General features: G+C 55.5%; 28 protein-coding genes. 12 read left to right on the plus strand and 16 right to left on the minus strand.

The genetic code is table 11. The features are described 5' to 3' along the window. Nucleotides 1–2: 2 nt before the first annotated feature. Nucleotides 3–872, minus strand: a complete 870-nt coding sequence (gene motA / locus C8N31_RS18140) for a flagellar motor stator protein MotA (protein ID WP_025048513.1) — start codon at nt 870–872, stop codon at nt 3–5. Nucleotides 873–1,039: 167 nt separating this feature from the next. Here motA and C8N31_RS18145 point away from each other — a divergent pair, with 167 nt between their 5' ends. Beyond that, on the plus strand, nt 1,040–1,636 hold the full coding sequence (locus tag C8N31_RS18145) for a hypothetical protein (protein WP_025048514.1): 597 nt from the start codon (nt 1,040–1,042) through the stop codon (nt 1,634–1,636). Here C8N31_RS18145 and C8N31_RS18150 read toward each other — a convergent pair. Both C8N31_RS18150 and C8N31_RS18155 read right to left on the minus strand, forming a co-directional pair. Then, nucleotides 1,633–2,823 (minus strand): flagellar motor protein MotB, encoded by a 1,191-nt coding sequence (locus C8N31_RS18150; protein WP_025048515.1) that lies wholly within the window; start codon nt 2,821–2,823, stop codon nt 1,633–1,635. The genes C8N31_RS18145 and C8N31_RS18150 overlap by 4 nt on opposite strands. Before the next feature lie 145 nt (nt 2,824–2,968). After that, complete coding sequence (locus C8N31_RS18155) at nt 2,969–3,442, minus strand: Ros/MucR family transcriptional regulator (protein ID WP_025048516.1); 474 nt, start codon at nt 3,440–3,442, stop codon at nt 2,969–2,971. 133 nt (nt 3,443–3,575) lie between these two features. Here C8N31_RS18155 and C8N31_RS20235 point away from each other — a divergent pair, with 133 nt between their 5' ends. The 6 genes from C8N31_RS20235 to C8N31_RS18185 all read left to right on the plus strand — a co-directional run bounded on the left by C8N31_RS20235 (nt 3,576) and on the right by C8N31_RS18185 (nt 7,690). Continuing rightward, on the plus strand, nt 3,576–3,800 hold the full coding sequence (locus C8N31_RS20235; RefSeq protein WP_146173145.1) for a hypothetical protein: 225 nt from the start codon (nt 3,576–3,578) through the stop codon (nt 3,798–3,800). Nucleotides 3,801–4,226: 426 nt separating this feature from the next. Then, nucleotides 4,227–4,931, plus strand: a complete 705-nt coding sequence (locus C8N31_RS18165) for a winged helix-turn-helix domain-containing protein (RefSeq protein WP_025048517.1) — start codon at nt 4,227–4,229, stop codon at nt 4,929–4,931. A gap of 391 nt (nt 4,932–5,322) precedes the next feature. Then, nucleotides 5,323–5,787, plus strand: a complete 465-nt coding sequence (locus C8N31_RS18170; RefSeq protein WP_146173146.1) for a hypothetical protein — start codon at nt 5,323–5,325, stop codon at nt 5,785–5,787. Nucleotides 5,788–6,029: 242 nt separating this feature from the next. Beyond that, nucleotides 6,030–6,431 (plus strand): flagellar biosynthesis regulator FlaF, encoded by a 402-nt coding sequence (locus C8N31_RS18175; protein WP_025048519.1) that lies wholly within the window; start codon nt 6,030–6,032, stop codon nt 6,429–6,431. 6 nt (nt 6,432–6,437) lie between these two features. Beyond that, complete coding sequence (locus C8N31_RS18180) at nt 6,438–6,857, plus strand: flagellar biosynthesis repressor FlbT (RefSeq protein WP_025048520.1); 420 nt, start codon at nt 6,438–6,440, stop codon at nt 6,855–6,857. 8 nt (nt 6,858–6,865) lie between these two features. Continuing rightward, a complete protein-coding gene (locus C8N31_RS18185) occupies nt 6,866–7,690 on the plus strand; it encodes a DUF1217 domain-containing protein (RefSeq protein WP_025048521.1) in 825 nt (274 codons plus the stop codon). Nucleotides 7,691–7,699: 9 nt separating this feature from the next. On the opposite strand, the gene C8N31_RS18190 is transcribed toward C8N31_RS18185, so the two are convergent. The 5 genes from C8N31_RS18190 to fliF form a co-directional block, all read right to left on the minus strand. Beyond that, the gene (locus tag C8N31_RS18190; RefSeq protein WP_025048522.1) at nt 7,700–8,731 is read right to left on the minus strand and encodes a flagellar motor switch protein FliG; all 1,032 of its coding nucleotides are present in this window, start codon (nt 8,729–8,731) and stop codon (nt 7,700–7,702) included. Nucleotides 8,732–8,824: 93 nt separating this feature from the next. Continuing rightward, nucleotides 8,825–9,646 (minus strand): flagellar type III secretion system pore protein FliP, encoded by an 822-nt coding sequence (gene fliP, locus C8N31_RS18195; protein WP_107992400.1) that lies wholly within the window; start codon nt 9,644–9,646, stop codon nt 8,825–8,827. Further along, a complete protein-coding gene (locus tag C8N31_RS18200; protein ID WP_037910288.1) occupies nt 9,646–10,020 on the minus strand; it encodes a FliM/FliN family flagellar motor switch protein in 375 nt (124 codons plus the stop codon). The genes fliP and C8N31_RS18200 overlap by 1 nt, the downstream gene beginning before the upstream one ends. Next, entirely contained in the window at nt 10,021–10,683 is a 663-nt protein-coding gene (locus C8N31_RS18205) for a FliH/SctL family protein (protein WP_025048525.1), read from the minus strand. Then, nucleotides 10,680–12,416, minus strand: coding sequence for a flagellar basal-body MS-ring/collar protein FliF (fliF, locus tag C8N31_RS18210; RefSeq protein WP_025048526.1), 1,737 nt, complete (start codon nt 12,414–12,416; stop codon nt 10,680–10,682). The genes C8N31_RS18205 and fliF overlap by 4 nt, the downstream gene beginning before the upstream one ends. Nucleotides 12,417–12,549: 133 nt before the next feature. Here fliF and C8N31_RS18215 point away from each other — a divergent pair, with 133 nt between their 5' ends. Genes C8N31_RS18215 through C8N31_RS18230 form a run of 4 tightly spaced genes read left to right on the plus strand, consistent with a single transcriptional unit; the run spans nt 12,550 to nt 15,216 of the window. Further along, entirely contained in the window at nt 12,550–13,236 is a 687-nt protein-coding gene (locus C8N31_RS18215) for a flagellar basal body-associated FliL family protein (RefSeq protein ID WP_025048527.1), read from the plus strand. An 11-nt stretch (nt 13,237–13,247) separates the two neighbouring features. After that, complete coding sequence (locus C8N31_RS18220) at nt 13,248–14,201, plus strand: flagellar motor switch protein FliM (RefSeq protein ID WP_025048528.1); 954 nt, start codon at nt 13,248–13,250, stop codon at nt 14,199–14,201. Beyond that, entirely contained in the window at nt 14,182–14,553 is a 372-nt protein-coding gene (locus tag C8N31_RS18225; RefSeq protein ID WP_025048529.1) for a flagellar motor switch protein, read from the plus strand. The genes C8N31_RS18220 and C8N31_RS18225 overlap by 20 nt, the downstream gene beginning before the upstream one ends. A 3-nt stretch (nt 14,554–14,556) precedes the next feature. Further along, complete coding sequence (locus tag C8N31_RS18230) at nt 14,557–15,216, plus strand: MotE family protein (protein WP_037918565.1); 660 nt, start codon at nt 14,557–14,559, stop codon at nt 15,214–15,216. A gap of 2 nt (nt 15,217–15,218) precedes the next feature. Here C8N31_RS18230 and C8N31_RS18235 read toward each other — a convergent pair whose 3' ends face one another. Genes C8N31_RS18235 through C8N31_RS18270 form a run of 8 tightly spaced genes read right to left on the minus strand, consistent with a single transcriptional unit; the run spans nt 15,219 to nt 21,421 of the window. After that, a complete protein-coding gene (locus tag C8N31_RS18235; protein WP_025048531.1) occupies nt 15,219–16,346 on the minus strand; it encodes an EscU/YscU/HrcU family type III secretion system export apparatus switch protein in 1,128 nt (375 codons plus the stop codon). Between the two features lie 3 nt (nt 16,347–16,349). Continuing rightward, complete coding sequence (locus C8N31_RS18240) at nt 16,350–17,105, minus strand: flagellar biosynthetic protein FliR (protein ID WP_025048532.1); 756 nt, start codon at nt 17,103–17,105, stop codon at nt 16,350–16,352. A gap of 3 nt (nt 17,106–17,108) precedes the next feature. Continuing rightward, complete coding sequence (gene flhA, locus C8N31_RS18245) at nt 17,109–19,214, minus strand: flagellar biosynthesis protein FlhA (protein WP_025048533.1); 2,106 nt, start codon at nt 19,212–19,214, stop codon at nt 17,109–17,111. A 4-nt stretch (nt 19,215–19,218) separates the two neighbouring features. Beyond that, nucleotides 19,219–19,992 (minus strand): lytic transglycosylase domain-containing protein, encoded by a 774-nt coding sequence (locus tag C8N31_RS18250; protein ID WP_025048534.1) that lies wholly within the window; start codon nt 19,990–19,992, stop codon nt 19,219–19,221. A gap of 1 nt (nt 19,993) precedes the next feature. Further along, the gene (fliQ, locus tag C8N31_RS18255; protein ID WP_025048535.1) at nt 19,994–20,263 is read right to left on the minus strand and encodes a flagellar biosynthesis protein FliQ; all 270 of its coding nucleotides are present in this window, start codon (nt 20,261–20,263) and stop codon (nt 19,994–19,996) included. 36 nt (nt 20,264–20,299) lie between these two features. Beyond that, a complete protein-coding gene (fliE, locus tag C8N31_RS18260) occupies nt 20,300–20,629 on the minus strand; it encodes a flagellar hook-basal body complex protein FliE (protein WP_025048536.1) in 330 nt (109 codons plus the stop codon). 9 nt (nt 20,630–20,638) lie between these two features. After that, nucleotides 20,639–21,049: a flagellar basal body rod protein FlgC gene (gene flgC, locus C8N31_RS18265; RefSeq protein WP_025048537.1), complete on the minus strand. Its 411-nt coding sequence runs from the start codon at nt 21,047–21,049 to the stop codon at nt 20,639–20,641. Nucleotides 21,050–21,067: 18 nt separating this feature from the next. Then, on the minus strand, nt 21,068–21,421 hold the full coding sequence (locus C8N31_RS18270) for a flagellar basal body protein (RefSeq protein ID WP_025048538.1): 354 nt from the start codon (nt 21,419–21,421) through the stop codon (nt 21,068–21,070). Between the two features lie 63 nt (nt 21,422–21,484). Between C8N31_RS18270 and C8N31_RS18275 the strand changes: the two genes are divergently transcribed. Then, nucleotides 21,485–22,894, plus strand: coding sequence for a FliI/YscN family ATPase (locus tag C8N31_RS18275; RefSeq protein WP_025048539.1), 1,410 nt, complete (start codon nt 21,485–21,487; stop codon nt 22,892–22,894). The last annotated feature ends 44 nt before the right edge of the window (nt 22,895–22,938 follow it).

A 22,938-nucleotide genomic window follows, 5' to 3' on the forward strand; every position in this document is an offset into this window, starting at 1 on the left:
GATTAAGCGGCCTCTGGCGCAGACTGGCGTGCCTCTTCCATCTCATAGAACGTTGGCTGCAGGTCGCTTGGAATATTGCCGCGGCCGATTTCGGTGCAGATCGCGGGCGAGTGGTTGTGCAGCATTGCGATAAAGATGTCGCGGATCACGGCGTAGTAGATCCCGTCTTGCTCTTCGATGGCCTCAAGCCGGTTGGCCAGCGGGGCAACAAAAAGATAAGCAAGGAAAACCCCAAGGAAAGTACCCACAAGCGCGCCACCGATCATGCCGCCCAGAATGGCAGGGGGTTTGTCGATGGAGGCCATGGTTTTGATAACGCCCAGAACCGCCGCAACAATCCCGATCGCGGGCAGGGCATCGCCGACAACGGTCAACCCGTGCGGCGCTACAAGCGCCTCGTGGTGATGTTTCTTGAGCTTGCGGTTGATCACGTCTTCGGCCTGATACGGATCATCAAACTGAAGGGCGAGCATACGGAAACTGTCGGTGATCAGGTCAATGGCAAAGTGATCTTTTTGCAGTTTGGGATACTGGGAGAAGATCGTGCTTTCCTTCGGATTCTCAATATGTTCGTCAAGGGACAGCATGCCGTTCTGCTGATACATCTTGGTCAGGGTGAACATCAGGTTCAGCAGATCAATGTAATCTTTGTTCTTCCATTTCGGCCCTTTGAAGGTCTTTGCAAGCCCTTTGGCCGCGCCCTTGATGTTGCCGAGAGAGTTGGCTGCGATGAAAGAGCCGATAGCGGCCCCACCGATCATCATGCCCTCAAAGGGCAGGGCGTATGTGATGATGTCCATCTCGCCGCCGGACAGGATATAGCCGCCAAAGACCATGCCCATGACAACAACGAAACCAAGGATAACTGTCATTTTCCGCCCTCTGCGTCACTCAGTCGAACTTTAACCTCTATTCTCGAGAAAACTCAAGGATAGTTGGCCACTGTTAAGTATAAAGTTGAAATATCAATAACAGTTGACACCGCTTAAAGGAAGAATACAAGTTTAGATATGTATAACAAGGTTTGGAGTTCAGGCGCATGAACAGTACCGAAAGCGTTTTGGTGGTGCTGATTGACGGTGAAGACGTGAAACATGTGTTTTCTGCCTGGCCGAGTGACATCTGCCTTGCCGCTTGTTTGATGCGGGATGGCGATTGCAGCATGATCGTATTCCGCCGCGATGAACGCCCGCGCGTTCCGGCGAGATTGGTGCAGACCTTGGGCGTTGCAGCCGAGGCGGTTTGTTTTGTGCCGAAAGTGGTCGGGTATGAAACCAAGCAGTTTTTGTATTCTGATGAGCGCCGTTTGATGGAGCTGGTTGCGTCCTATCCCGCGATTTTGGAAGAGGCGATCGACTACGCTGTTAACTATACCTATGCGCTGGAAGAGGGGCTTGATCCCGAAGTTCTGCTGGGTCTCAAGCAGAAGGATTATCGCGCAAGTCCGATCCAGGCACCGACCGTCGTTCCGGCTGCGTCATTCCGCCGGCATCCGTTTCAGGATAAGCCTAAGCGGGCACCTGAATTGAACCCGCTGTTGCCAGATTTTCTGAGAAAGTCGGCGGAAAACGCGCGGCGGCCCCGATTTGCAACGGTGCGCAAATCGAGGCCAGCGGCATTGGTGCCTCAGGTTTAACGCAGCGCGCTGCGCAGATGTTGGAAAACCTGATCGCCAAGAGGGCTTGGTTCTGGCGCGGTGTGATCGGCCGCATGTTTGGTTTCTTGAGCGGAGTGTGATTTGGTTTCCGCGTGATCTTTGACCGGTGCAGGGTTGTCCATCTTGGGCGCAGGCATATCCGCTTTGGCTTCTTTCACCATCGGGGCAGGGGCCATGTCAGCTTTTTGACGGTATTGCACCAGAATGGAGATGCGCCGGTTGGTCGGATCTTTCGGGTTTGCCGGAACCAACAGCTGTGTATCGGCCAGACCTGAAACCCGGATGATGCGAGCACGATTTACACCGGACCCTTCAAACACCCGGCGGGTGGCATTGGCGCGATCCGAGGATAGATCCCAGTTGTCGTATTTGGTGCTGTCGGCAAAGCGCACGGCATCGGTGTGACCAGACAGAACCATGCGATTTGGGATGTTCGCAAGCGATTGTCCAAGTTTGTTCATCAGTGTTTTGGTGGCGCCCGCCATTTCGGCGCGGCCACTGTGGAACATCGGTTTGCCATCCTGATCGACAATCAGAATTTGCAGGCCGTCCGGGGTTTTTTCAAAAATAACATTGGCTTGCAAATCTTTGAGGTCCGGGTTTGCCTGCATGGCACTTTGAATTTCCATGCGGAGCTCTTCGAACTGGCTATCGTCTTGCTTGCGCACCTCGGCCATCGCGGCGTCTTGGCCGCCGGTGCCGTCAGAAGTGCCTTCTTTGCCGGATTCGCTGAACTCAACAGCCGCATCTGCAGCCGCTGGGTGTTCGTGATCACCCTCTTTGGAACCGAGCACTTTTTCCTTGGGATCGGATGTGGGGGTGACGTCGCGGATTTCCCACTTGGCGGGGGAGGGATCATCGATTTTGCCAAGTTCGGAACCGCGTGCCACGACGCTGCCGTTTGAGGCGGTCAATGTGCCGGGTGGTCCAAGGGTTGCGCCATCCAAAATGCCGCTGCCGCCGGGCATGGTCGCATTGGTGAAGTATTCCGCGATGCCGCGCAATTTGGCTTCGTCAGAGCTGGCGAGGATCCACATAAGTAGGAAAAACGCCATCATCGCTGTCATGAAGTCCGCATAAGCCACTTTCCAGCCGCCGCCGTGATGGCCGCCACCTTCGATGACTTCGATCTTCTTAAAGATTTTGGGCTGCGCTGCTGCTGCCATGATGCTCTGCCTCGTCCACGTCGATTAGGTTCGATCGTTTTCGGCGGGCGTGCTTCTGCTAGTCCGCGGTTAAGGCAGTTATCAATGTTAAGTGTGAGTTAAGCAGGACCAAATTGGGGCAATAGTGTGGCCCGGTCCGAAAGTGTCAGACCGTGGGTCTGCCGCTTTGTTGGTTTGTGTCATCGCGGGCGTATTTTCCAAGACCGATGCGTTTGGCATATTCAGCCTTGCGGATGGAATAGTTTGGCGCGACCAGCGGGTGATCTTCGGGCAGATCAAATTGCAGGCGGTATTGATCTTCGGTCAACCCATGCTCTGCCTTGAGGTGGCGTTTGAGCATCGTAAAGGATCGACCACAACACAGGCAGGTGACGGTGTCATTGGTCACGGATTTGGAAACCGGAACCGCAGGATGCGCCATCACGGCGGTTGGAAGGGACGGCGTGGGCGCTTCGGTCAGGTTGGCGATGGCGCCGGTTATGCCGCTCAGGGCATTTGGCAATTGGCGGGCCAGTGCAATCACGTCTTCGACTGTTGCGTTTTCGCGGGATGCAAAGGCGCTGAGAACCTTTAACGCGGCATCGGATGGATCAACTGTGTTTTTGTTTTCCACAATCATCTCGCTCTTTATTCCAGTCGGCCGTGATCGGGTCACACATACCAATGCGCAAGCCGACCTGCCTGGTTCCTAATTCTTGCAGTCCGCCATTCATCCCACGGCAAAGATGCCCGCAGTGTAAAGGCGAGTATCCATGCTTTGGGCTTATGATCAAAACTTTGGTCAAGATAAGCGGTCAATTCTCCTTGCTTTACAAGAAAAATGTGCAAATTGGCTCACTTTTGCACAAATTCGCCGGTTTGAGCCGCCAATTGTGCAAATTTCTCTAGTTTTGCGTGTATTAGTGGCAGAGCGAAGCAGAGGAACCGCCGTTTTGCCTAACGGGACCAAGGTCAGTTGCGCCACTGCTGTTGGATAAAAGCCCTGCCTGCGTGATGACATGCCCCGCCGCTTGCAATGTGTCATGAAGAAAATCGTCGTGCTCTGTCAATTTGATCAGTTTTTCCAACCGCTGAGCCGCTGCGAGAGCGAGAGAGCGAGTTGCGTAAGCGCCGTTTGTGCCTGTCATTTTGTTACCCAGTTTCCAGGTTTATGCCGGCGCTTTCTGCGACCGTTACAAGTACTATGTAGAACTCAAAGTTAACAGAGAGTGAACAAATCCGGGAAAGGCAGAAGAAATGCAATTTGTTCTTTTGTTGTTCTTGCGACCTGCAATGCGCGCCGGGTGACAGGAAAGAATAGTTAAAATTCTGATAAGATATTGTTGAAAAATTCCACTTAAAGTTACAAACTTGAGACAGGGTGAGTCTCAAGCCATTGTTTCAAAAGAGTCGTTTTTCCGATCATGAACCAGGATCAAAATCGTTTTTCTTCAGTGCTGGTCACCACAGACCCGGCGCTGAAGACTGCGCTGAGCTACCTGTTTTCAGTTATCTTGAAGTACGATTTTGAAGTTATCGAAGAGTTCACAAAAGACGGACAGGATGCTGCGCTTGCCCTGAACCCGCAGGCGCTTTTTGTGTTCCCGCCCAAGGTGAAGGAAGAGGCGGTCGCGCTGATTGAGCGGGTCAAGCAAAAGGCCAACCCGCCGGTGGTGATTGTGCTGCAAAACGGAGTGTCGGAATTTGGGGCGCAGGCCTTTCTTGCCGGAGCTGACGATGTGGTTGACTGGCCCTGTTCCCTGCATGAATTGGCGCTGCGGCTTTTTGTGCGTTTGGGGCAATCACCAAACACCAGCTCCGCATCGGTTCAGGATGCAAATTGGGAAACCGAAGCTTACATCGCGGCGCGGGCCGGCCTGACAACCGCTGAGGCGCAGGTGATGCGCGTCTTGTTCAGCCACGATGGGCAGATCGTGACCCGCGACGATCTAAGTTATGCAGTTGATGCGCGCCCCTGGCGTTATGGTGATCGCAAGTTTGATGTCCACGTGGCAAAGATCCGCAAAAAGCTGCTTGATTCATTTGGATCGCAAATGTCGGTCTCAACCGTACGGTCGTCGGGGTATTGCCTGTCCACGAATGGTGCCGATCTTTTTAGCGAAAGCTGAGAAATTAGGCAGTTCTGCGTCTTTGCATCCGGTTGCAAACTTTGGCTTCGCCCTCCCCAGAAATAGCGAATTAAGGTTTTAGTAGATTTCTCTTTTTACAAGAGGGGAAATGTAAATTCGCTACCCTCGCTGAACATCTGCTATATTTTGCCCCAAGCACAAGCTCTAGGATTGATAGAAATTCGTGCCACTAGATGTAGGAGCCCATAAACCAAGGGAAATTTGTAGATTTTGACAACCACTCGTGCCGTCAGGCCGGCGTTAAGTTGCCTATTTTCGGGCGAAGCCGTGCCCTCGAAGTTTCAAAAAGGTTAACAAATCTTTCGTTCAAAATGAAAACTTTGCGAGGTAATCTGGAGTTGCATTGGTTTTTGATCGGGGGATCTTGGTAGTGGTTGATATTCTTGAGCACGTGTGGAGCGGAACGATTGAACGCCGCGATATGGCTGAATTATCCCCACTTGCGCAGATTCTGTCCTCCCTCTTGGCGGCACCCACACTTTGCCTGATTACACAGGCAGGCGCTGACGGCTTGAAACCGTTTGCAAGCTACGGTGGTTGCGAAGTCATGCCGGGGGCGAGCCTTGCTGATGTATTGGACGAAGAATTGGGGATCGAAATCAGCGATGAGACGATCGTTTTGGTCGAGCCCCGCGCGATGAGCGAAGCGGATTATTATTCGGGCAAAGAGTTGGGCCAGGTTTTGGGCTCCCTCTTGGTGGATCTTTCAGGGCTGGAGCAAGGTCAATTGGCCGCTTTTGCAGATCGCACCACTGCGCAAGCGGCACCGGCGGGCCAGGAAATGGCAAAAGGGCGCCTGCAGGCAGAACAGATGGCGGAAAGCCACGTAAACTAACCTCGTCAGCGGCGCGTGCCTTGATGCCGCGCCGCTGTTCAAACTCTATTTCTATGAACAACAACTCGCAAAACCTTGGTTTCCCAAGGAAATCAGCCATGATCTGTGGCAGATGTGCCATGATTGTCGTTTAAGGCCGCTCAAAAGCGGACTTTGTCATCGAATTGCCGGAATCTTAAATTTCTCTTAACCGCGTCTGGCTAAAGTTAAGCTGAGGCAGAAAAAACAAACAGGTGACGAGAATGAGTGTAGCCGCATATAAGCGGACCATCTCGCACACGGAAGCGCCGCGTCAAATTGAGCGCCGCATCCTTGCGCAGGTGACTTCAGAACTGGAACAACAGTTCGACGCTTTCGATAACGCCGAACGAAAAATTGATCGTTTGCAAGTGCTTGCAGATGGTCTTCGCCATTCACTGTGGAGAAATCAGCAGGTTTGGGCGACGTTCAAAATGGATCTCATGGAAAAAGAGAACAATTTGAGCCCTGAATTGCGGGCCTCATTGGTGTCTTTGGCGATCTGGGTAGAAGGCCATACGCAGAGCGTTTTATCGGGTGGCAAAAACGTTAAGCCCCTGATCGATATTAACCGTAGCATCATCGACGGTCTTGGCGGCCGGGCGTTTGATACAGCAGCGGAGTGATTTGATATGGCGTTGCGACTGACCCTAAAACCAAACGAGCGGATTTTGATCAACGGCTGTGTTGTGCGCAATGCGGACCGGCGGCAAATGCTGATCATCGAAAACCACGCCGATATCGTCCGTGAGGCCGATCTTCTGGACGAATCCGAAGCGCGATCCCCCGTGAAAGAGGTCTATTACTTCATTCAGGCGGCTTTGCTTGATCCGAATGTGCGCGGCAAGTTGGTGCCGATCATTCAAAAGAAACTGGGTAAACTTGTCCCTGTTTTTCATGACGACATGAGCCAGCATATCTTTGAAGCGGCGAGCCAGGTGTCTCAGACCGACTTTTACAAAGCGATGCGTGCGCTGCGTCCGGTGATGGACTATGAAACGCAGCTGTTTGATGTCCTTCAGGCGAAAAATGCGGCCACTGCCGCAGAATAGGATACGCTATGATCAGCATCTCGGGATTGACCAGCCAGACCGCGCTGCGGTTGATTGACGTCACGCGAGATCGCCAGATCGAAGTGATGCGCGACGATCCCGCAAACAAGCGCGGAGAAGAAGCATTTCGGGAACGAATTGCGAGCATCAGCACCCCAGAAGAGCTGGTTGCGGACTTTGAGGTCTATAGCTTTGTGATGAAAGCCTTTGATCTTGAGGATCAGATTTTTGGCAAAGGCATGGTGCGCAAGATCCTCGAAAGTGATCCGGTAGATGAAGCATCGCTGTTGAACCGATTGACGGATTCGCGGTTTCGGGAGATGCATCTTTCGCTTGAGTTTACCACCGAGGATGGGCCGCAAGACCCTGATTTCTCGAATGAAACCTGGGTGAATGAAATTGTTGACCGGTTCTATAACCGGCAATTCATCAACGAGAATGACAATCAAAACGGTACCGTGGGTACGGTGCTTGAGTTTCGCGAAGAGGTTGCAGGGCTCAACAGTTGGTTTGAGGTTCTGGCCGATGAGAAGCTCACCAAATTTTTCCAAATCACCCTGAATTTACCAGAGCAAATTTCCGGTCTTGATCTGGAAGTGCAAAAGAAACTGTTCGAAGATAAATATGATCTGGCGGACCTTGCTGACCCAGCAGAGCAAGAGCGGATGATCACCCGCTATATGGCGATTTCTGACGTGTTGAACCCGCCGCAGTTTTCCGCGGGCAGCCCAGCGGTGAGCATTTTGCAATCTGCAAGTTTCGGGGCGCAATTTGTACCGATCACGTTGGATGTTGCGACCGTCACGTTCTCAGCATCACAGCTTTACCGTTGATTCGGGCGGTTATTCGGCTGCCTCATCCATCATATCCTCGCCCTCGTCGGGCATTTCGACCACCCCTTCAGACACCAAACGCAGCGCCCCTTCGACCAATTCCGATTGCGCTTGCTTGACGTCTTTGGATTTGACGGGGCCCATTGATTCCATCTCTTCTTGCAGCATTCCGCGTGACCGAGAGGGCAGGGATTCAAGGAAATGTTCGCGTACTTCTTTTTTGGCGCCGCGCAGGGCAAGAGGCAGGGTGTTGCCGGAAACCTCGCGCATGATCTTGCCAAGTGTGACGGGTTCGAACTTCATAAGATCATCAAATACAAACATTTTTTGTTTGATCGCGCGGAACTGATCAGGCTGGCGTTCCTCCAATTCGCGGGAGAGATTGCCAAATAAATCTTCGTCGAGCTTGTTAAATATCGAGACAAGCTGCCCTTCGACACGGGCCTCTGCGCTGCGCCCGGCCTTGGCCAAAACATCGTCACGCAGCGTGTTTTCGATATTCATGATCGTGTCGTTTGGCAGGTTGTCCATCTCCATCACCCGCTCAATCAGATCGGTTGCGCGGTCGGCGCCCAGCAAGGGCAACACTTTGGCCGCAGCATCCGGGCGAATGCGGGAGAGGATCACAGCAACAGTTTGATTGTGTTCTTTGCGCAGGAACTCAACCAGTTGTTTCTCGTCTAGATCTGAAAGGTCGCGCCAAACATTGTCGGTGGTATTGCCGTCAATCTCCTGAAGAATTTCTGCCACCCGCTCTTCTGGTAGAAACTCTTTGAGCAAGCCCCGCGCCGCTTCGATGGAGCCGACGACCCCTCCGATCTGGCTGACCTTTTGGCCAAATTCGACCATGATTTCCTCGACCACGCTGGCATCCACTTCGCCCATGGTTGAGATGGCTGTGGTGATTTGGCGGATCTCCGGCACGTCCAGTTTTTGCATCAATGCACCGCCGCGTTCTTCGCCCAGACACAGGAATAGAATCGCTGATTTTTGCGCGCCGGACATGCGGCGGTGTTTGCGGAAGGGGACGAATTGATTCATTGGTGTCAAATGTCCTGATCACGAGCGAAAGGTTTAACCAAGGATAAACCAAGCTATCCTTGTTGAACATCTCTTTCTTTGGAGAATGGACGTTTAGCCAGATAAATATGATTGAATAAGCGAGCCTGCGAGCATGTACCAACCGTCAATCAAAACAAAGAAAATCACTTTGAAGGGCAGTGAAACCAAAACTGGCGGCAGCATCATCATACCGGCACTCATCAACACCGAAGCAACGATCAAATCGATGGCTACGAAAGGCAGGTAAATCAGGAACCCGATCGTAAAAGCGCGGCGCAGTTCCGAGATCATGAAGCCCGGGACCAGCACGCGCCAGCTGGGCACAGCGTCGGGGCCGTCTGTCGGATCCGGGGTTTCGCCGGCGATGTCTTGAAACAGTTGCAGATCCTTGTCGCGGGTGTTGACCAACATGAATTCGCGGAACGGCTCTGCGATGTTCTGCATGGCCTGCTCTTCGGTGATGGCGTTGCGGATCAAGGGCTGCACGCCGCCTTGCCATGCGTCATCGAACACCGGTTGCATCACGAAAAACGTCATGAAAAGGGCCATGGCGTTGAGCACGATATTGGGCGGTGTCTGGTTCAGACCCAAGGCGAGACGCAGCATCGCAAAGACGATCACAAAGCGGGTAAAGCTGGTCATCACGACCAACAAACCGGGTGCAACACTCAGGAATGTGACAACCGCGAAAAGCTGGATCAATCGGCCAGAAAGGCTTGCACCGGCATCACTTCCGGGCTCGGTATTGCCCAGAGTGGTGGATAGATCGCGGATCAGGCCACCAATTTCGCTGTCCTGTGCGCTGGCCCATTGCGCCCCCAAAAGGACAAACAGCGCGGCGGCGGCCAGCGGGGCAAAGGCCCTGCGCAAAGAGGAGGCGAAACAGGACAAGATCAGACGTCTGTGATGAAATCTTTGACAATTTCCCGCAGCGCAACGCCAAGCATATCGCCCTGCACTCGAACCAGATCACCACGGGCCACCATGCGGTCGTTGATCATGATATCAACGGGTTCACCGATGCGGCGATCCAATTCGATCACTGACCCCTTGGTCAGATCAAGCAGTTCCGAGATCGGCATGCGGCTGCGGCCCAGAACGACACGGACATCCAATTTGACGCCAAAGATTGCATCGAGGCTTTTGCCTTCGCCAGATTTGCCCGCTTTGGGCTTGTCGGTCGTGGCTTCGGGGGCCAATTCATCGGGGTTGATTTGCGCCGATTGTGGGGTCTCCATTTCGGCAGCTTCCTGTTTTTCGTCTACCATTTATCCAGCTTTCCCAGTGGCTTCGTTGAATTCTTTTGCCGCGGTGGCAAGGGAGGCCAGCACCGCGATACTGGCTTGTTCGATGTCATAATCCAGACGCCCGCCCTTCCATCTGACCTGTGCAGCGCTGCCTGTCAGTTCGGGGTCGGCAACCACGTCAATCTGCGCAGAGCGGGAGGCCGAGGCGAGCCATTCGGGCGCTTCGGTTTGCAAGGTTTCGGTGACATCCGGGCAGGCGCGAATGGTCAGAACCGGATCGGTTCGTGCAAGGGCCACACTTTGCCGTATGCGTTCGATCGCAAGGTCCGTGCCGTAGTTTTCAAGGAGTTCCGGCACCAAGCGTTCGGCAATTCCCAAGAACAGTTCAACGATGTCCCGCTCTGATGTGCGGCGCAGTTCAGCATCTTGTTCCAGCACGGCGTTTAGCTGATCGCGGATGGCGGTGCGTTCTTGTGTCAGCCGATTTTCCCGCGCGGTGTCGTATTCGCCTTGGGCGTCTTGACGGCCCACAGAGCGCCCTGCGTCAAAGCCCTCTTGGCGGGCTTCCTTGATGCGCAATTCCTGCTCCGCAAAGGCTGCGAGGTCGCTCATCTTGTCTTGGGGCGAGGCCTTGTTGCCCGTTGACGGTTCGCTGTCAAAGTTGCGATGAAACAGATCGATCATGCTTCGGCCTCAGTCATCAACCATGAGCGCAACACACGAAGCACTTCCTCCGGTTTTTCATCAGCAAGGCGTTGAATATTATCAATTTTCTTTTTGCGCAAATTGCCGCGAATGCCTTGTTTCTCGACATATTCCTGATCTTCCTCATCGCCGTAATCATCGGTGAGTAAATCCCGGGCATCCACGCCGTTAGCCGCAGTGCGAGCCGTACCCGGAAGAGCCGCCGCCGCTGTCTGGTTTTCGCCGTTGGGCAGGGCCTGCATGCCCGCAGATCCGGCTGGCAAGGCATCAACATCGGCTGTCTCGCCTGCAGCAAGGGCAGGGGCGCCGCCGGTGGTTTCTGGATCGGCTTCGAGCTGTTCTGGCGGGTTGAGACGGCGCAGGATGGGGCGCACGCCCATCACCATGATCAACCCGACGATCAGCAGGGCCATAACGCTCCGGATGATGGTGACGATGTTTTCCGAAAGGTTATCCATCAAGGACATTTCAACCGGGTCGCCCAAATCCATAGAGTAATCCATGAACCGCATACTATCGACCGAGACGCTATCGCCGCGGTTTTCCTGGAAACCCACGGCGGATTTCACCAGCTCGGTCAGGCGGTTCAATTCTTCTGGGCTGCGCTCTGCATAGGTCACGTCAGAGCCATCTACGTTGTAGATCCCGTTGATCAGAACCGCGACCGTCATGCGGCGCACGTCGCCGGCCTCGCGGATGATTTCGCGGCGGGTATTGCCGATTTCGTATTGCACCAATTCATCGGATTCAGAGCGGTTCGAGGTTGCGCCGCCGCCTTCGCCGCCAAGGGCAGCGGGGATGTTGTTTTCGATGCCGACGTTGCCGCCGTCTTCGGAGCCGCTTTGGCTTTCGGATTTATTTTCGGTGGACCGGACGACCTGCTGATCAGGGTCAAAGGTTTGTTCTACAATGACTTCTCGTTGCGTGACGAGATCGACATTGACCCGAACCCGCGCATTGCCTGCGCCCACACGTGCTGTCAGGATATTCTGGATCTCCTGACCCAAACGGTCTTCGATACCCGCTTTGGCAGATTGGATCGTGGCCTGACCGTTGCCGTCGGTGCCTTCGGCGAGGATGGTTTCACCGCTGGCGGAAAGGACAGTGACCCGCGCCAGATCAAGCTCTGCCACAGCGGAAGCGACCAATGTGCGCACCGCGACTGCTTGTTTACGGGTGACGGCGCGGCCCGGTTCGGGACGCACGATGATGGAGGCACGTGGCGCCGGTGCCTCGCGGGAAAAGGGTTCGCGATCTGGCAGGACCAGATGCACCCGCGCGGTGGAAATGCCGTCAATGGTCTGGATGGATCTGGCCAACTCTCCTTCCATGGCGCGCATGCGATTGATCTTTTGCAGGAAGGAGTTCATCGCCAGCCCGCTTTTTTCGTCAAACAGCTCCCAACCGGGATCGCCATCGATTGCAACACCGGATTCAGCCAGAACCATCCGCGCACGGGCGGCATCGGGGCGGGGGACAGATACGCTGGACCCGTCTTCGGACACCGATACCTTGAAGCCGGCATTGGCGAGGGTGGCCTCGATCGAATTGGCGGAGGTGACCGAGAGGTTTGAGTAGATAGGTGCATAATCGGGGGTCGCGACGGCATTGAGGCCCAGCAACATCGCAAGGATCACCCCCACGGCGGTCCCTGCAAGGATAAGCAGCCGTTGGCGACCAAGCGCCATCAAATTGTCGATCAAACCCTGCACGAAACGCTCCGCTTATTTTTCTTGTCACTATACAGCATTAAGAAAAGGTTAAAAGCAAGAATTAACCAAAACTAAACTTGTGTTTTACCAGAAAAAGACGGATTATTCTTGAGTAGAGGAGCCCATTTTATCCATGGCTGGCAAGGCAAAAGAAAAGCGCAAACCAGAGGAGGCGGCTGAGGGGGATGCCCCGGAGGCCAAGCCCAAAGGTTCGAAGAAGATGCTCGTGGCGGCCATGTTGTTTTGCCTGGTGTCGCTTGGCGCGGGCTTTTTCCTGGCGCGGATGGCCTACATGCAAGACGCCGAAGCCTATGAGCCCGAGTACAAGGATGAAGACGAGGCGCTCGGCGAGGACATGGAGGATGGCAAAGAGGGCAAGGATGATCACGCCGAAAAAGGCAATGGCATCACTGATCCACTGGCCAAAGACGGGCATGAGGCCGAAAAGGCCGAGGCGCTGAAGGCCAAGGATGAAGGTGGTCATGGTGAGGCCACCCATGACAGCGGCTTGCTGGATTTTGGCGAGATGCTGACCAACATCGAAGGTTATGATGTCAACGGCGCGCCGACACGGGCCTTTCTCAAGGTTAATCTGGTGGTGGCCTACAGACCAGAAGAGGGCGCATCCGAGGTTATGGAAGAACGCCAGGCGTTCATGCGGGATCTGTTCAACTCCTACCTGCGCGGGCTGACTGAGGCTGATGTGCGCGGGATGGCGGGCCTGTTGTTTGTAAAATCAGAATTGCTCAAACGGGCGCGGGCGGCGGCGGGCAGTGATCTGCCGCAGGAAATTCTCATCAAAGATCTGATTGTTCAGTAAGGAATGCAGCGGTGAATCAAGCACTGGCAGAGGAAAAGGTCGAAGCCGAAGAGGACAATCTCATTGATGAGATTATCCGCCTGTCGGATTTCACGTTCGACCGTTTGCCGATGCTCGACATCATCGGGGAACGTTTGGTCGAAAATATCTCGGTCGCTTTTCCTGATTTGATGCGGTCACTGTGCGAGGCGTCTTTGGTGCAGCTGGATTATATTCCGATGGGCCAGATCATCGAAGGGTTGCCGCAAAACGCGCTGTTGGCGGTGGGCACCGGCCATCCCTTTGAAGGGGAGATCATGCTGGCGATTGACCGGACGTTGTTCATGACATCGGTTGAGCTGATGTTGGGCGGGACCGCCAAGCAGATCAACGATGACGACGGCGATGAATATACCGCTATTGAGCTGGCCTTTGGCGAACGTCTGGCAGCGGCCATTCTGGCGGAACTTCAACGGGCTTTGTCCGTGGTTGGCAAAGCCGCGCTTGAGCTTGATCGCGTGGATACAGACCCGGACGCGGCCAGTGTGGCCAAACATTCGGCCCTTTGTGCGCGGATGAAACTTTCCGTTGCGATGGCGGGGCATGCCGGGGTTTTGGACGTTGTTATCCCCTATGACGCGCTTGAGCCGATCCGCCCGGATCTGGGAAAGATCTATTTTGGTGATCGCGGTCAGGCGCAGAATGTCTGGCAGGATCTGATCAGCGACCAGATTGAACGGGCACATATGGAATTGGAAGTGGTGATGGCCGAGGAGGCGATCCCGATACAGAAAATTATGGCATGGCAGCCCGGTGATACCGTGGAATTCGGGATCGAAGAGGGGCAAGACGCGATCATGACCTGTGCCGATGCGCCGATGTTCAAAGTGTCCCTTGGCAAACGCAACAACGGCTTTGTGGCCGTGCAAATTACAGAAAAACTCTCAGCTTTGGAGGTGCCCGAAAATGATGGCGACGATAATTGATGGTGTGATCATTGTGCTGCTGGTGGGGAGCATTGCCTATGGCTATTCGGTGTCGCGCAAGGTGCGGCAACTGATGGCAACGCTCAAGGAGCTGGAGCCATTGGTGAATGAGTTTTCCTCGGCGGTGGATAAGACCGAGCATTCCGTGCATCTGATGCGCGAGAACATCGAAGTGGCAGAGCAGGTTCAGGAGCCGCAAGTGAAGGCGGTGCCCGACACACCGGTTGAGGCGGCATTCTCCAGCCGCCGTGCACCATCCGACGCGCCCGAAGTGCCGGGCCTGCGGGTGATGCGTGACAAGAAAGATCTGGTGCGCAAGTTCTTTGAAACCTCTTCAACGGCGAGGGTCTGATCCATGCTGCGACTGCTGAGCGGTAAGGTGATTTTGGGTGGTTTGGGGCTGACGTTGTTTGCCAAGGCGGCGATGTCATTTCCCGAGCTGCCGATGTTCAACACGGTTGATCCGGTACAGGATGTAGCCGTTGTTCAGACCGCGGCGGCAGAAAAGAAAGACGCGGCGCCCGAGCCGGCAAAGGACGTTCCGCCGCTGGTGGCCGATCTGCCGATGGGCGGCAGCGAATGCGAAGCGCCAGAAGATGTGTTGCGGTCACTGGCCCGCGAACGCGAGCTGGTAGAGCTGCAAAAGCAGGAAGTTCTGGACCGCCAGGCCGAATTGGCATTGGCGCGGGAACGGTTGGCAATTGAAAAGGGGTCACTGACAGAGTTGCAAGCCTCTATCGAGGCACTTTTGGGCCGAATTGAAGCCAACAAGACCGATGATTTGAACCGGTTGATCGACTTTTACAAAAACATGAAACCAGCGGATGCTGCGCGGATCATGGACGATCTGGATATTGAGACCACTGTGATGGTGCTTGGCACGATGAACCCAAGATCCGCGGCCCCGATCCTTGCCAAGGTTTCACCAGTGCGGGCGCGGGCGGTGTCAAAGATCATTCTGGAACGGTCACAATTGCCGGGCGATCAGGATCTGGTCGGGATCAAGCTCAAGTAAGGTCAGTTCAGGCTGGTTTGCAGGGTCGAACCATCCGGGATCTTGTGCGGTTTGTTGTTTTTGCGATCAAAGACAAAGCTGATGATCTCGGCGACGATCTCCCAATGTTCAACCGGCACCGGCTGATCAATCTCGACCGTATCATAGAGCAGACGCGCAAGCGGTTTGTTCTCGACCACGGGAATCTCGTTTTCAAACGCCACCTCGCGGATGCGGTGGGCCAAGTGATCGGCACCTTTGGCGATACAGATCGGGGCGACATCCGTGATCGGGTCATATTTCAGCGCCACTGCAAAATGGGTCGGGTTGGCGAGGATCACATCGGCAATTGGCACCACGGCGATGGTCCGCTGCTGCGACAGCTCGCGGCGGCGGCGGGCGCGTTTGCCGCGAATTTCGGGCGACCCTTCGCTTTCCTTGATCTCGTCGCGCAGTTCTTTCTGGCTCATCCGTTGTTTGCGGCGCCAATCGAACCTGCGCCACAGGATGTCGGCGATCGCCAGAGGCACGAGAAAAATAGCAGCCGCCAACAACAGTTTGCCAGCAGCATTCACCAGATATCCGGGCAGAAATTCGGGGATAAAGCCGGATGTCATCCAAATCGCCCGCACTGCTTGATTGGTGATCCAGATGGCCATCGCCCCAACAGCAAAAACCTTGATGATGCTTTTGAGAAACTCGACAAAGGAGTTGGCGGAGAACAACCTTTTGAAGCCTTCGCGAGGTGAGATTTTCGACAGTTTGGGTTGGATGCGATCAAAAGCGATCACGGTTTCGCCCTGAATGGCCGCACCGATCAAACCGCCGACCAGCAAGATGCCAAACAGTGGCGCAACAGCAATGGCCAGCGTGAGAAAGAAATCACCCATGATCTGGCCAAGGCGGGTCAGGCCCGGATCACCGGTGGCAACTGTCAGGCTGGAGGCTTGTTCAATCAGCGCGGTCAAGGCGCCGACAACTTTTGGTGTTTGAAAAGGCAGAACCAGTGCGGTGATCCCCAAAAGCGCGATGACCGCCACCATATTGCCGGTCTCTTTGGAAGACGGCACATCCCCCTTGCGCCGCGCATCTTGCAGACGCTTTTCGGTGGGTTCTAACGTCTTTTCTGTGCTGTCGTTGTTCTCAGCCATGTGTCAGAGCTTAAAGCCAACAAGCCAATCCTGAAACTCCGATATGAAAAAATCGAGCAGGGCCGGCATGGAAATCGCAAGAATAAGCAGGCCAGCGCCGATTAAGAGGGAGGCGGCAACAAAAAAGACCGGCAATTGTGGCATCATCCGGTTGGCCAGACCCATGCCAAGATTCAGCACAACACCCATGACAAAGAACGGCGCGGCAACGGCGGTGCCGATATATAGGCTTTGGCCGGCGGCCTTCAGCAGTTGATCGGTCATATCTTCCAGCATGATCTGGCCGGGGGGGAACATCTCGTAGCTCGACAGCAAGGCCCGCAGGATGATGTGATGGGTATCGGTGATAAAGATCATGGCAACCGCGCTGATCAGCATCAATGTGGCGACCATCGTTGCCCCCTCGAATGATCCGAAGGACGGGCCAAAGGCATTGGCCAGACCAGAGACCTGACCCACCTGAAAACCGGCAAACTGCAAGGCGGACAGCAAAATCCGTGCGGTAAGCCCGATCCAAAGACCAATCGTCACCTCGACACCCAGCATCAAGGCAAGGGCGACCGGATCATCTGGCATGGCCGCCTGCACCGGGGTGATGGGTAGTAACGCAGCGCAAAGCACCAGCGCAAAAGACAAACGCGCCCTGATCGGGATCTGTACTTCGCCAAAGGCGGGCATAAAGATCAGGGCAGAGCCGAGGCGTGCAAAAACTACCAGATAGGACAGGACCAGAGAGGTGACAAAGGCGTCAAGCGACATCGGTCATTGCCCGACGGTGCCGACCGTGCGCAGGGACGCTTTGCGGTGGACCTCGTTGTGGGAAATCACCTGTGTCATCGGGCTGACCCGTTCCAGGATCGACCGGACATAGGGCCGCGCCTGCGGGGTGACCAGAATTGCGGGCCATTCGTCGGCAGAGGAGAATTTCTGAATCTCCTTGCGCATCGCCAACACAAATTCCTGCACCCGTGACGGCGACATCAAAAAGGTATCCTCGCCATTTGTGGTCGAGATGGAATTGACCAGCTCGCGTTCCCATTCGCCGCCAAGATTGATCACCGGCACGTAACCCTGCGCATCGACCAGCGACTGACAGATCTGTTTCGACAGCTTGCCGCGCGCATGTTCGATCACGGTGCGGATGTTTTTGGTATTGGCGCTGGCCTCGGCCACGGCCTCGATGATCTTGGGCAGATTGCGGATCGACACACGTTCTGCCAACAGCGCCTGCAACACATGTTGCAGCATAACGGCGGGGCTGTTGTTGGAACTGTCGGACAGTAGTTTCTGGTAATCCTTGTCCTGTCCTTCGATCAGATCCTGCACGGCGGCATAGGTCAGGATCTCGGGCATATGTTCCTTGATCACTTCGGTCAGATGGGTGGTGATCACGCTTTCAGGATCCACAACCGTCATGCCCATCAGCTCTGCCTCAGAGGCGCGGGCCTCATCCACCCAGATCGCCTCAAGGCCAAATGTTGGTTCGCGGGTGCGTTTGCCGGGCAGATCAATGTCGCCACCCGATGGGTTGATGACCATCATCATCATCGGATCAACCTCGCCGCGGGCCGCCTCGACCCCTTGCAAGGAAATCGAATAGGTGCCCGCAGGCAAGTCGGCATCATCCTTGATCCGGACGGGCGGCAGGACAAAACCGAAATCCTTGATGAACAGAGACCGCAGGCTTTTGACCTTGCCGGGCAGAGCGGCGTTGACGGTTGTGATCATCGGTACCAGCGCAGTGCCCAGATCAAGCCGCACATCATCGACCCGCAGCATATCTGCCAGCGGATCTTCGGCGGTTTCACTGGGCGCTTTGCTGTCCTCTTCGACCAGTGCCTCACGGGCCGCGTGTTCTTTCGCCTGTTGTTGCATGATATAGCCAAACCCGGCCATCCCTGCGGCCAGAGGCACAAAAACCGCCAGCGGAAAGCCGGGCAACCAACCGATGCAGAATGTCAGCCCCGCCGCCATATAAAGCGCCTTTGGGAAATTGCTGAGCTGTCCCAGAACCGCCTCGTTGGCCGCGCCATGGGTGCCGCCTTTGGTCACCAAAAGACCGGCGGCCAGGGACACGATCAACGCCGGGATCTGTGTCACCAACCCGTCACCGATGGTCAGCACAGTGTAATTGCTCATCGCCTGACCGATGCTCAGATCATGGGTCATCATGCCAATCAGGATACCACCAAAGACGTTGATCAAAGTGATGATCAGACCAGCAACCGCATCACCGCGCACAAATTTGGAGGCACCGTCCATGGCGCCGAAGAACGAGCTTTCTTCTTCAACGGTTTTACGGCGCACTTTGGCTTCTTCATCGCTGATCACACCGGCGGCGAGATCGGCGTCAATCGCCATCTGTTTGCCCGGCATCGCATCCAGAGAGAACCGCGCAGCCACTTCGGCAATCCGGGTGGACCCCTTGGTGATGACGATAAAGTTAATGATCACAAGGATAGCAAAGACAATAATCCCGATGACAAAATCACCGCCGACGATGAAATTGGCAAAACCTTCGATCACATTGCCCGCCGCGCCGGGGCCGTTATGCCCCTCGCTGAGGATCAGGCGGGTCGATGAGACATTGAGCGCCAGCCGCAGCATCGTGACCACAAGCAGCAGGGTTGGGAAAGAGTTGAACTCAAGCGGCGCACCGATCCACAAAGACACCATCAGGATCAAAACCGCCAGCGACAGCGAGACCGCAAGCCCCACATCCAGCAGGACGGGCGGCAGTGGCACAAAGAGCATCGCGAGAATGAGAACAACGCCAATGGCAAAGCCGATGTCGCGGTTGCTGTGCCCGAGGCGGGCAAAGCTGATGATCGGGCGACCGGTTGTGACGTTGGTGTCGGGGGTTGCCATGGCTTCAGTTCACCTCGCTATATGCAGGGAGGATCGGCTGGATCGGCAGGGCGGAATAGATTGAGAGTGAATCGTTCATTTGGGTTGCGCCAGTGCCGGTCATGTCCGCGCTCCAGCCCATGGTTGGGGCGGGGCGGGCCTCAGGCGCCTGTGACTGACCAAAGCGCACCTCTTGCGTGAACTGAGCAAGGTGCGTCTCTGCAAGCTCTTGATTATGAGATAGTTTTCTCAGGTAGATGTCTTTGTAGGTATCCGTAGAAGAATGATAGCGGCCTGCGGCGTCCCACCAGTCGTTGGTCTCGGCGTAAAGCGCCCGCAAAAAACGCGCGGCATAATCAACGTTGGTTTCCGGATCGCCTGCGTCTTCGAGAGAGGCAAAATGTTGCCCGTGCCATTTCTGGTTGACCTGCATACAGCCCACATCAATCGAACTGGCGCCATCCGCCTGTTTCTGCCGAACCCAGGCTTCCATCGCTTGTTTGCTGCCGAAAAACACCCCTTCGCCATCGTAATTCGCGGTCCAGGGCCAGACCGTCAGCTCCCCGTTGACGCGCCGCCCGGCTTCTTGCAGGCCGATGGCCAAAAGCAGGTTGTTCGGAATGTCGTAGCGCACCTGCGCGTCCAGAATGGCAGACAGGCAAAAGGTTGTTGGGTACGGGGTGTTTTGAGCGTTGGGGGACAACAGGCGATAAAACCCGGCCCATGGGTTTTGCTCCGTTGCCAAAGATGTCTGCGCGATCAGGCACAAACCAAAGGCAGCTGCGATCAAACGGCGCATATCACACACCTCCGTTGCTGATCAGATCAAAGATGCGATCTGACAATTGCAGGAGGGTGGAAAAGATGAACGGCAAGGATAGGGCCAAGGTCACAAAGATAGCTGCGATCTTGGGAACAAAGGTCAGCGTCATCTCCTGGATCTGCGTCAAAGCCTGGAAAAACGCGATCACCAAACCGACGGCCAAGGCCACAATCAGGACGGGCGCCGATGAGATCAGCGTCGTCATGATGGTCTGCCGGATAACCTCGTAAGTGGTGACTGAATCCACGACCTGTCCCTAAGTCTGTGTTGCGTTTGCTTGCCGTTAAATCGGCATGCGCATGATGTCCTGATAGGCCTCGACCAGCTTGTCCCGCAGGGCGACAGAAACCTGCACCGTGCTTTCCATCGCCATCGTTGCCTCGACAACTTGTTGCAGTCCGGCCTGCCCGGTGAGGCCAGCGATGGCCATGCTGTCACCGGTGCGCACGGTTTCAACGGCTTGGGTTGCCGCGTTTGAAACCATCTGGGAAAAGCTGCCGGCCTCGCTTGACGGATCTATCGTTGCCGCGTCTTTTGGGCCGGATTTGGATTCGGCGGCCTTGCTATAGGCGGACTGGACGTAAGCGGCGCGGACGGATGAGAAATCTGACATCGTTCCCCCTTACTTCAACAGATCAACCAAGAGGCGGCGCATCTCGCGGCCGTTTTCCATCATCGACAGGTTAGCCTCATAGCTGCGGGCGGCTTCGCGCATGTTATTCATTTCAATCAACGGGTTAACATTGGGTAGCTTGATATACCCGTTCTCATCCGCCGCCGGGTGGGAGGGATCAAACCGCATCCGGAACTGGCTTTGATCAAGGCTAATGTCAGACAAGTTCACAATGGCCGCGCCAGTGCGCTGATCTGTTGTGGATTCAAAGCTGATGGTCTTGCGCTGATACGGGTCGCCGCCCGGCTCCTGCGCGGTGGTGGTGGAGTTCGCAACGTTCTCGGACACCACCCGCAACCGCTCGGACTGGGCTCGCATGCCGCTGGCGGCGGTGGCGGAAATGCTTCTTAAAGGATCCATTGCGCGCGTTCCTTATGTTCAGCGGCGGCCGGCCACGGCATAGAGCATCTCATGTGCTTTGCGGTAGAGGTTGGCCGCGATCTTGAATTGGCCTGAGTTGGCGTTGGCTTCCATCATCTGCTCTTCCAGCACGACGTTGTTGCCAGACATATCCATGCCCCAGCCCACGTCCGCTTCGGTGACTTTGGCATCCGGCAGGATGCCGCGCCCGCTGGCATCCGCGAGGTAACTGGCAAAGCTTTGCGTGTCTTGCGCCCGGTAGCCCGAGACATCGGCGTTTGCGATGTTCTCCGAGACAACCTTCTGGCGGGTCGCCAGCCACTGAAGCCGCTTGGGTGCGAGATCAAAGAGTGAGGTTGGTTCAGTATTCATCATAGACTCATTATTTATTCTTGAGATATACCAAGGATAGAAAGATTAAGAAAGGATTAAATCCTGATGTCAACGTTTTCCAAGTTACAGGACGCTGTCTATTCATCCTCGGCTGCGCGGATGGTTGGGGGCGTGAAGGGCATCGTTGGCTTGACCCTGACCGTGGGCGGATTGGAAGCGGTGGCCGGAATTGGCAGCCGCTGCCGGGTGCGCAGCCGCAAGGGCGTGATTGATGGCGAGGTTGTCGGCGCGCAAGGATCAGACCTCTGCCTGCTGCCTTTTGGCAGTTGGGATGGTGTTGCCGTTGGCGACCCAGTGGAACTGATCGAACACGATGATCTGATTTACCCTGACGAAAGCTGGATCGGTTCGGTGGTAGATGCGCTTGGCCGGCCCTTGTCGCGCTATTCGCGCCTGCCCAGACCGCGGCGCAAATCCACCCGCGCGGCCCAGCCCCCCGGCGCGTTCGAGCGCAAGCAAGTGGGCGACAAGTTAGAGACCCGGATCAAATGTGTGGATGTCTTTACGCCGATTTGTCAGGGCCAGCGCATGGGGGTTTTTGCAGGGTCCGGTGTGGGCAAATCGACCTTGATGGCGATGCTGGCCCGAAACACCGATGCGGATGTGATTGTGATCGGGTTGATCGGCGAACGTGGCCGCGAGGTGCAGCAGTTTATTCAAGAGGATCTGGGCGAGGAAGGCATGGCACGGGCCGTGGTGGTTGTCTCCACCGGGGATGAGGCGCCATTGCTGCGCAAGCAGGCGGCTTTGACCACCACTGCGATTGCCGAGCATTTTAAAAACAAGGGCTTGCAGGTTCTACTGCTGCTGGACAGCGTGACCCGTTTTGCGATGGCGCAGCGGGAGATCGGGCTGGCGCGGGGCGAACCGCCAACGCTGCGCGGCTATCCTCCATCGGTGTTTTCCGAATTGCCGCATCTGCTTGAGCGGGCGGGGCCGGGCAGGGCAGGTGAGGGGGACATCACCGGCCTCTATACGGTGCTTGTTGACGGTGATGATATGAATGAGCCCATCGCGGATGCGGTGCGCGGTATTGTGGACGGGCATCTGGTTCTGGATCGGCGGATTGCAGAACAGGGGCGGTTTCCGGCGGTTGATATTCAGCGATCCTTGTCGCGGATGCTGCCAGGATGTCATTCGCCCGAGGAGTTCGAGATCACCAAAGCCGCGCGAAAGGCATTGGGGCGCTATGCCGATATGGAAGACCTGATCCGTTTGGGCGCTTACAAGGAGGGATCCGACCCTTCGACGGATGAGGCGATCCGGTTTTTCCAGACCGCCAGCCCGTTTCTGTCTCAAAGACGCGGGGAGATGACAGCCGCCAGCCAAAGCTTTGCAGAGCTGTACCGGATGATCCTTGAGGCAGGGATTGAAGACCCTTTGAAGGCCTATTTTGAAGAGGCGGAACGTCAGCAAGCCGCAGAGATCGCACAACAACAGCCGGCGCATTGAAAAACCGGCCACTGGTGCGACAGGTGGCCGGTTTAGGATCAAGG

The sequence above is a fragment of the Sulfitobacter mediterraneus genome (assembly GCF_003054325.1).
GTDB lineage: Bacteria > Pseudomonadota > Alphaproteobacteria > Rhodobacterales > Rhodobacteraceae > Sulfitobacter > Sulfitobacter mediterraneus.

Excerpts from the sequence above, each read along its gene's own strand:
- C8N31_RS18190 (WP_025048522.1), bottom strand. The coding sequence starts at position 8,731 with ATGAATCAATTCGTCCCCTTCCGCAAACACCGCCGCATGTCCGGCGCG.
- C8N31_RS18145 (WP_025048514.1), top strand. The coding sequence starts at position 1,040 with ATGAACAGTACCGAAAGCGTTTTGGTGGTGCTGATTGACGGTGAAGAC.
- C8N31_RS18205 (WP_025048525.1), bottom strand. The coding sequence starts at position 10,683 with ATGATCGATCTGTTTCATCGCAACTTTGACAGCGAACCGTCAACGGGC.
- C8N31_RS18180 (WP_025048520.1), top strand. The coding sequence starts at position 6,438 with ATGGCGTTGCGACTGACCCTAAAACCAAACGAGCGGATTTTGATCAAC.
- flgC (WP_025048537.1), bottom strand. The coding sequence starts at position 21,049 with ATGGATCCTTTAAGAAGCATTTCCGCCACCGCCGCCAGCGGCATGCGA.
- flhA (WP_025048533.1), bottom strand. The coding sequence starts at position 19,214 with ATGGCAACCCCCGACACCAACGTCACAACCGGTCGCCCGATCATCAGC.
- C8N31_RS18235 (WP_025048531.1), bottom strand. The coding sequence starts at position 16,346 with ATGGCTGAGAACAACGACAGCACAGAAAAGACGTTAGAACCCACCGAA.
- C8N31_RS18225 (WP_025048529.1), top strand. The coding sequence starts at position 14,182 with ATGATGGCGACGATAATTGATGGTGTGATCATTGTGCTGCTGGTGGGG.
- C8N31_RS18270 (WP_025048538.1), bottom strand. The coding sequence starts at position 21,421 with ATGAATACTGAACCAACCTCACTCTTTGATCTCGCACCCAAGCGGCTT.
- C8N31_RS18150 (WP_025048515.1), bottom strand. The coding sequence starts at position 2,823 with ATGGCAGCAGCAGCGCAGCCCAAAATCTTTAAGAAGATCGAAGTCATC.
- C8N31_RS18165 (WP_025048517.1), top strand. The coding sequence starts at position 4,227 with ATGAACCAGGATCAAAATCGTTTTTCTTCAGTGCTGGTCACCACAGAC.
- C8N31_RS18185 (WP_025048521.1), top strand. The coding sequence starts at position 6,866 with ATGATCAGCATCTCGGGATTGACCAGCCAGACCGCGCTGCGGTTGATT.
- C8N31_RS18240 (WP_025048532.1), bottom strand. The coding sequence starts at position 17,105 with ATGTCGCTTGACGCCTTTGTCACCTCTCTGGTCCTGTCCTATCTGGTA.
- C8N31_RS18230 (WP_037918565.1), top strand. The coding sequence starts at position 14,557 with ATGCTGCGACTGCTGAGCGGTAAGGTGATTTTGGGTGGTTTGGGGCTG.
- fliE (WP_025048536.1), bottom strand. The coding sequence starts at position 20,629 with ATGTCAGATTTCTCATCCGTCCGCGCCGCTTACGTCCAGTCCGCCTAT.
- motA (WP_025048513.1), bottom strand. The coding sequence starts at position 872 with ATGACAGTTATCCTTGGTTTCGTTGTTGTCATGGGCATGGTCTTTGGC.
- C8N31_RS18200 (WP_037910288.1), bottom strand. The coding sequence starts at position 10,020 with ATGGTAGACGAAAAACAGGAAGCTGCCGAAATGGAGACCCCACAATCG.
- C8N31_RS18155 (WP_025048516.1), bottom strand. The coding sequence starts at position 3,442 with ATGATTGTGGAAAACAAAAACACAGTTGATCCATCCGATGCCGCGTTA.
- C8N31_RS18175 (WP_025048519.1), top strand. The coding sequence starts at position 6,030 with ATGAGTGTAGCCGCATATAAGCGGACCATCTCGCACACGGAAGCGCCG.
- C8N31_RS18250 (WP_025048534.1), bottom strand. The coding sequence starts at position 19,992 with ATGCGCCGTTTGATCGCAGCTGCCTTTGGTTTGTGCCTGATCGCGCAG.
- C8N31_RS20235 (WP_146173145.1), top strand. The coding sequence starts at position 3,576 with ATGCTTTGGGCTTATGATCAAAACTTTGGTCAAGATAAGCGGTCAATT.
- C8N31_RS18215 (WP_025048527.1), top strand. The coding sequence starts at position 12,550 with ATGGCTGGCAAGGCAAAAGAAAAGCGCAAACCAGAGGAGGCGGCTGAG.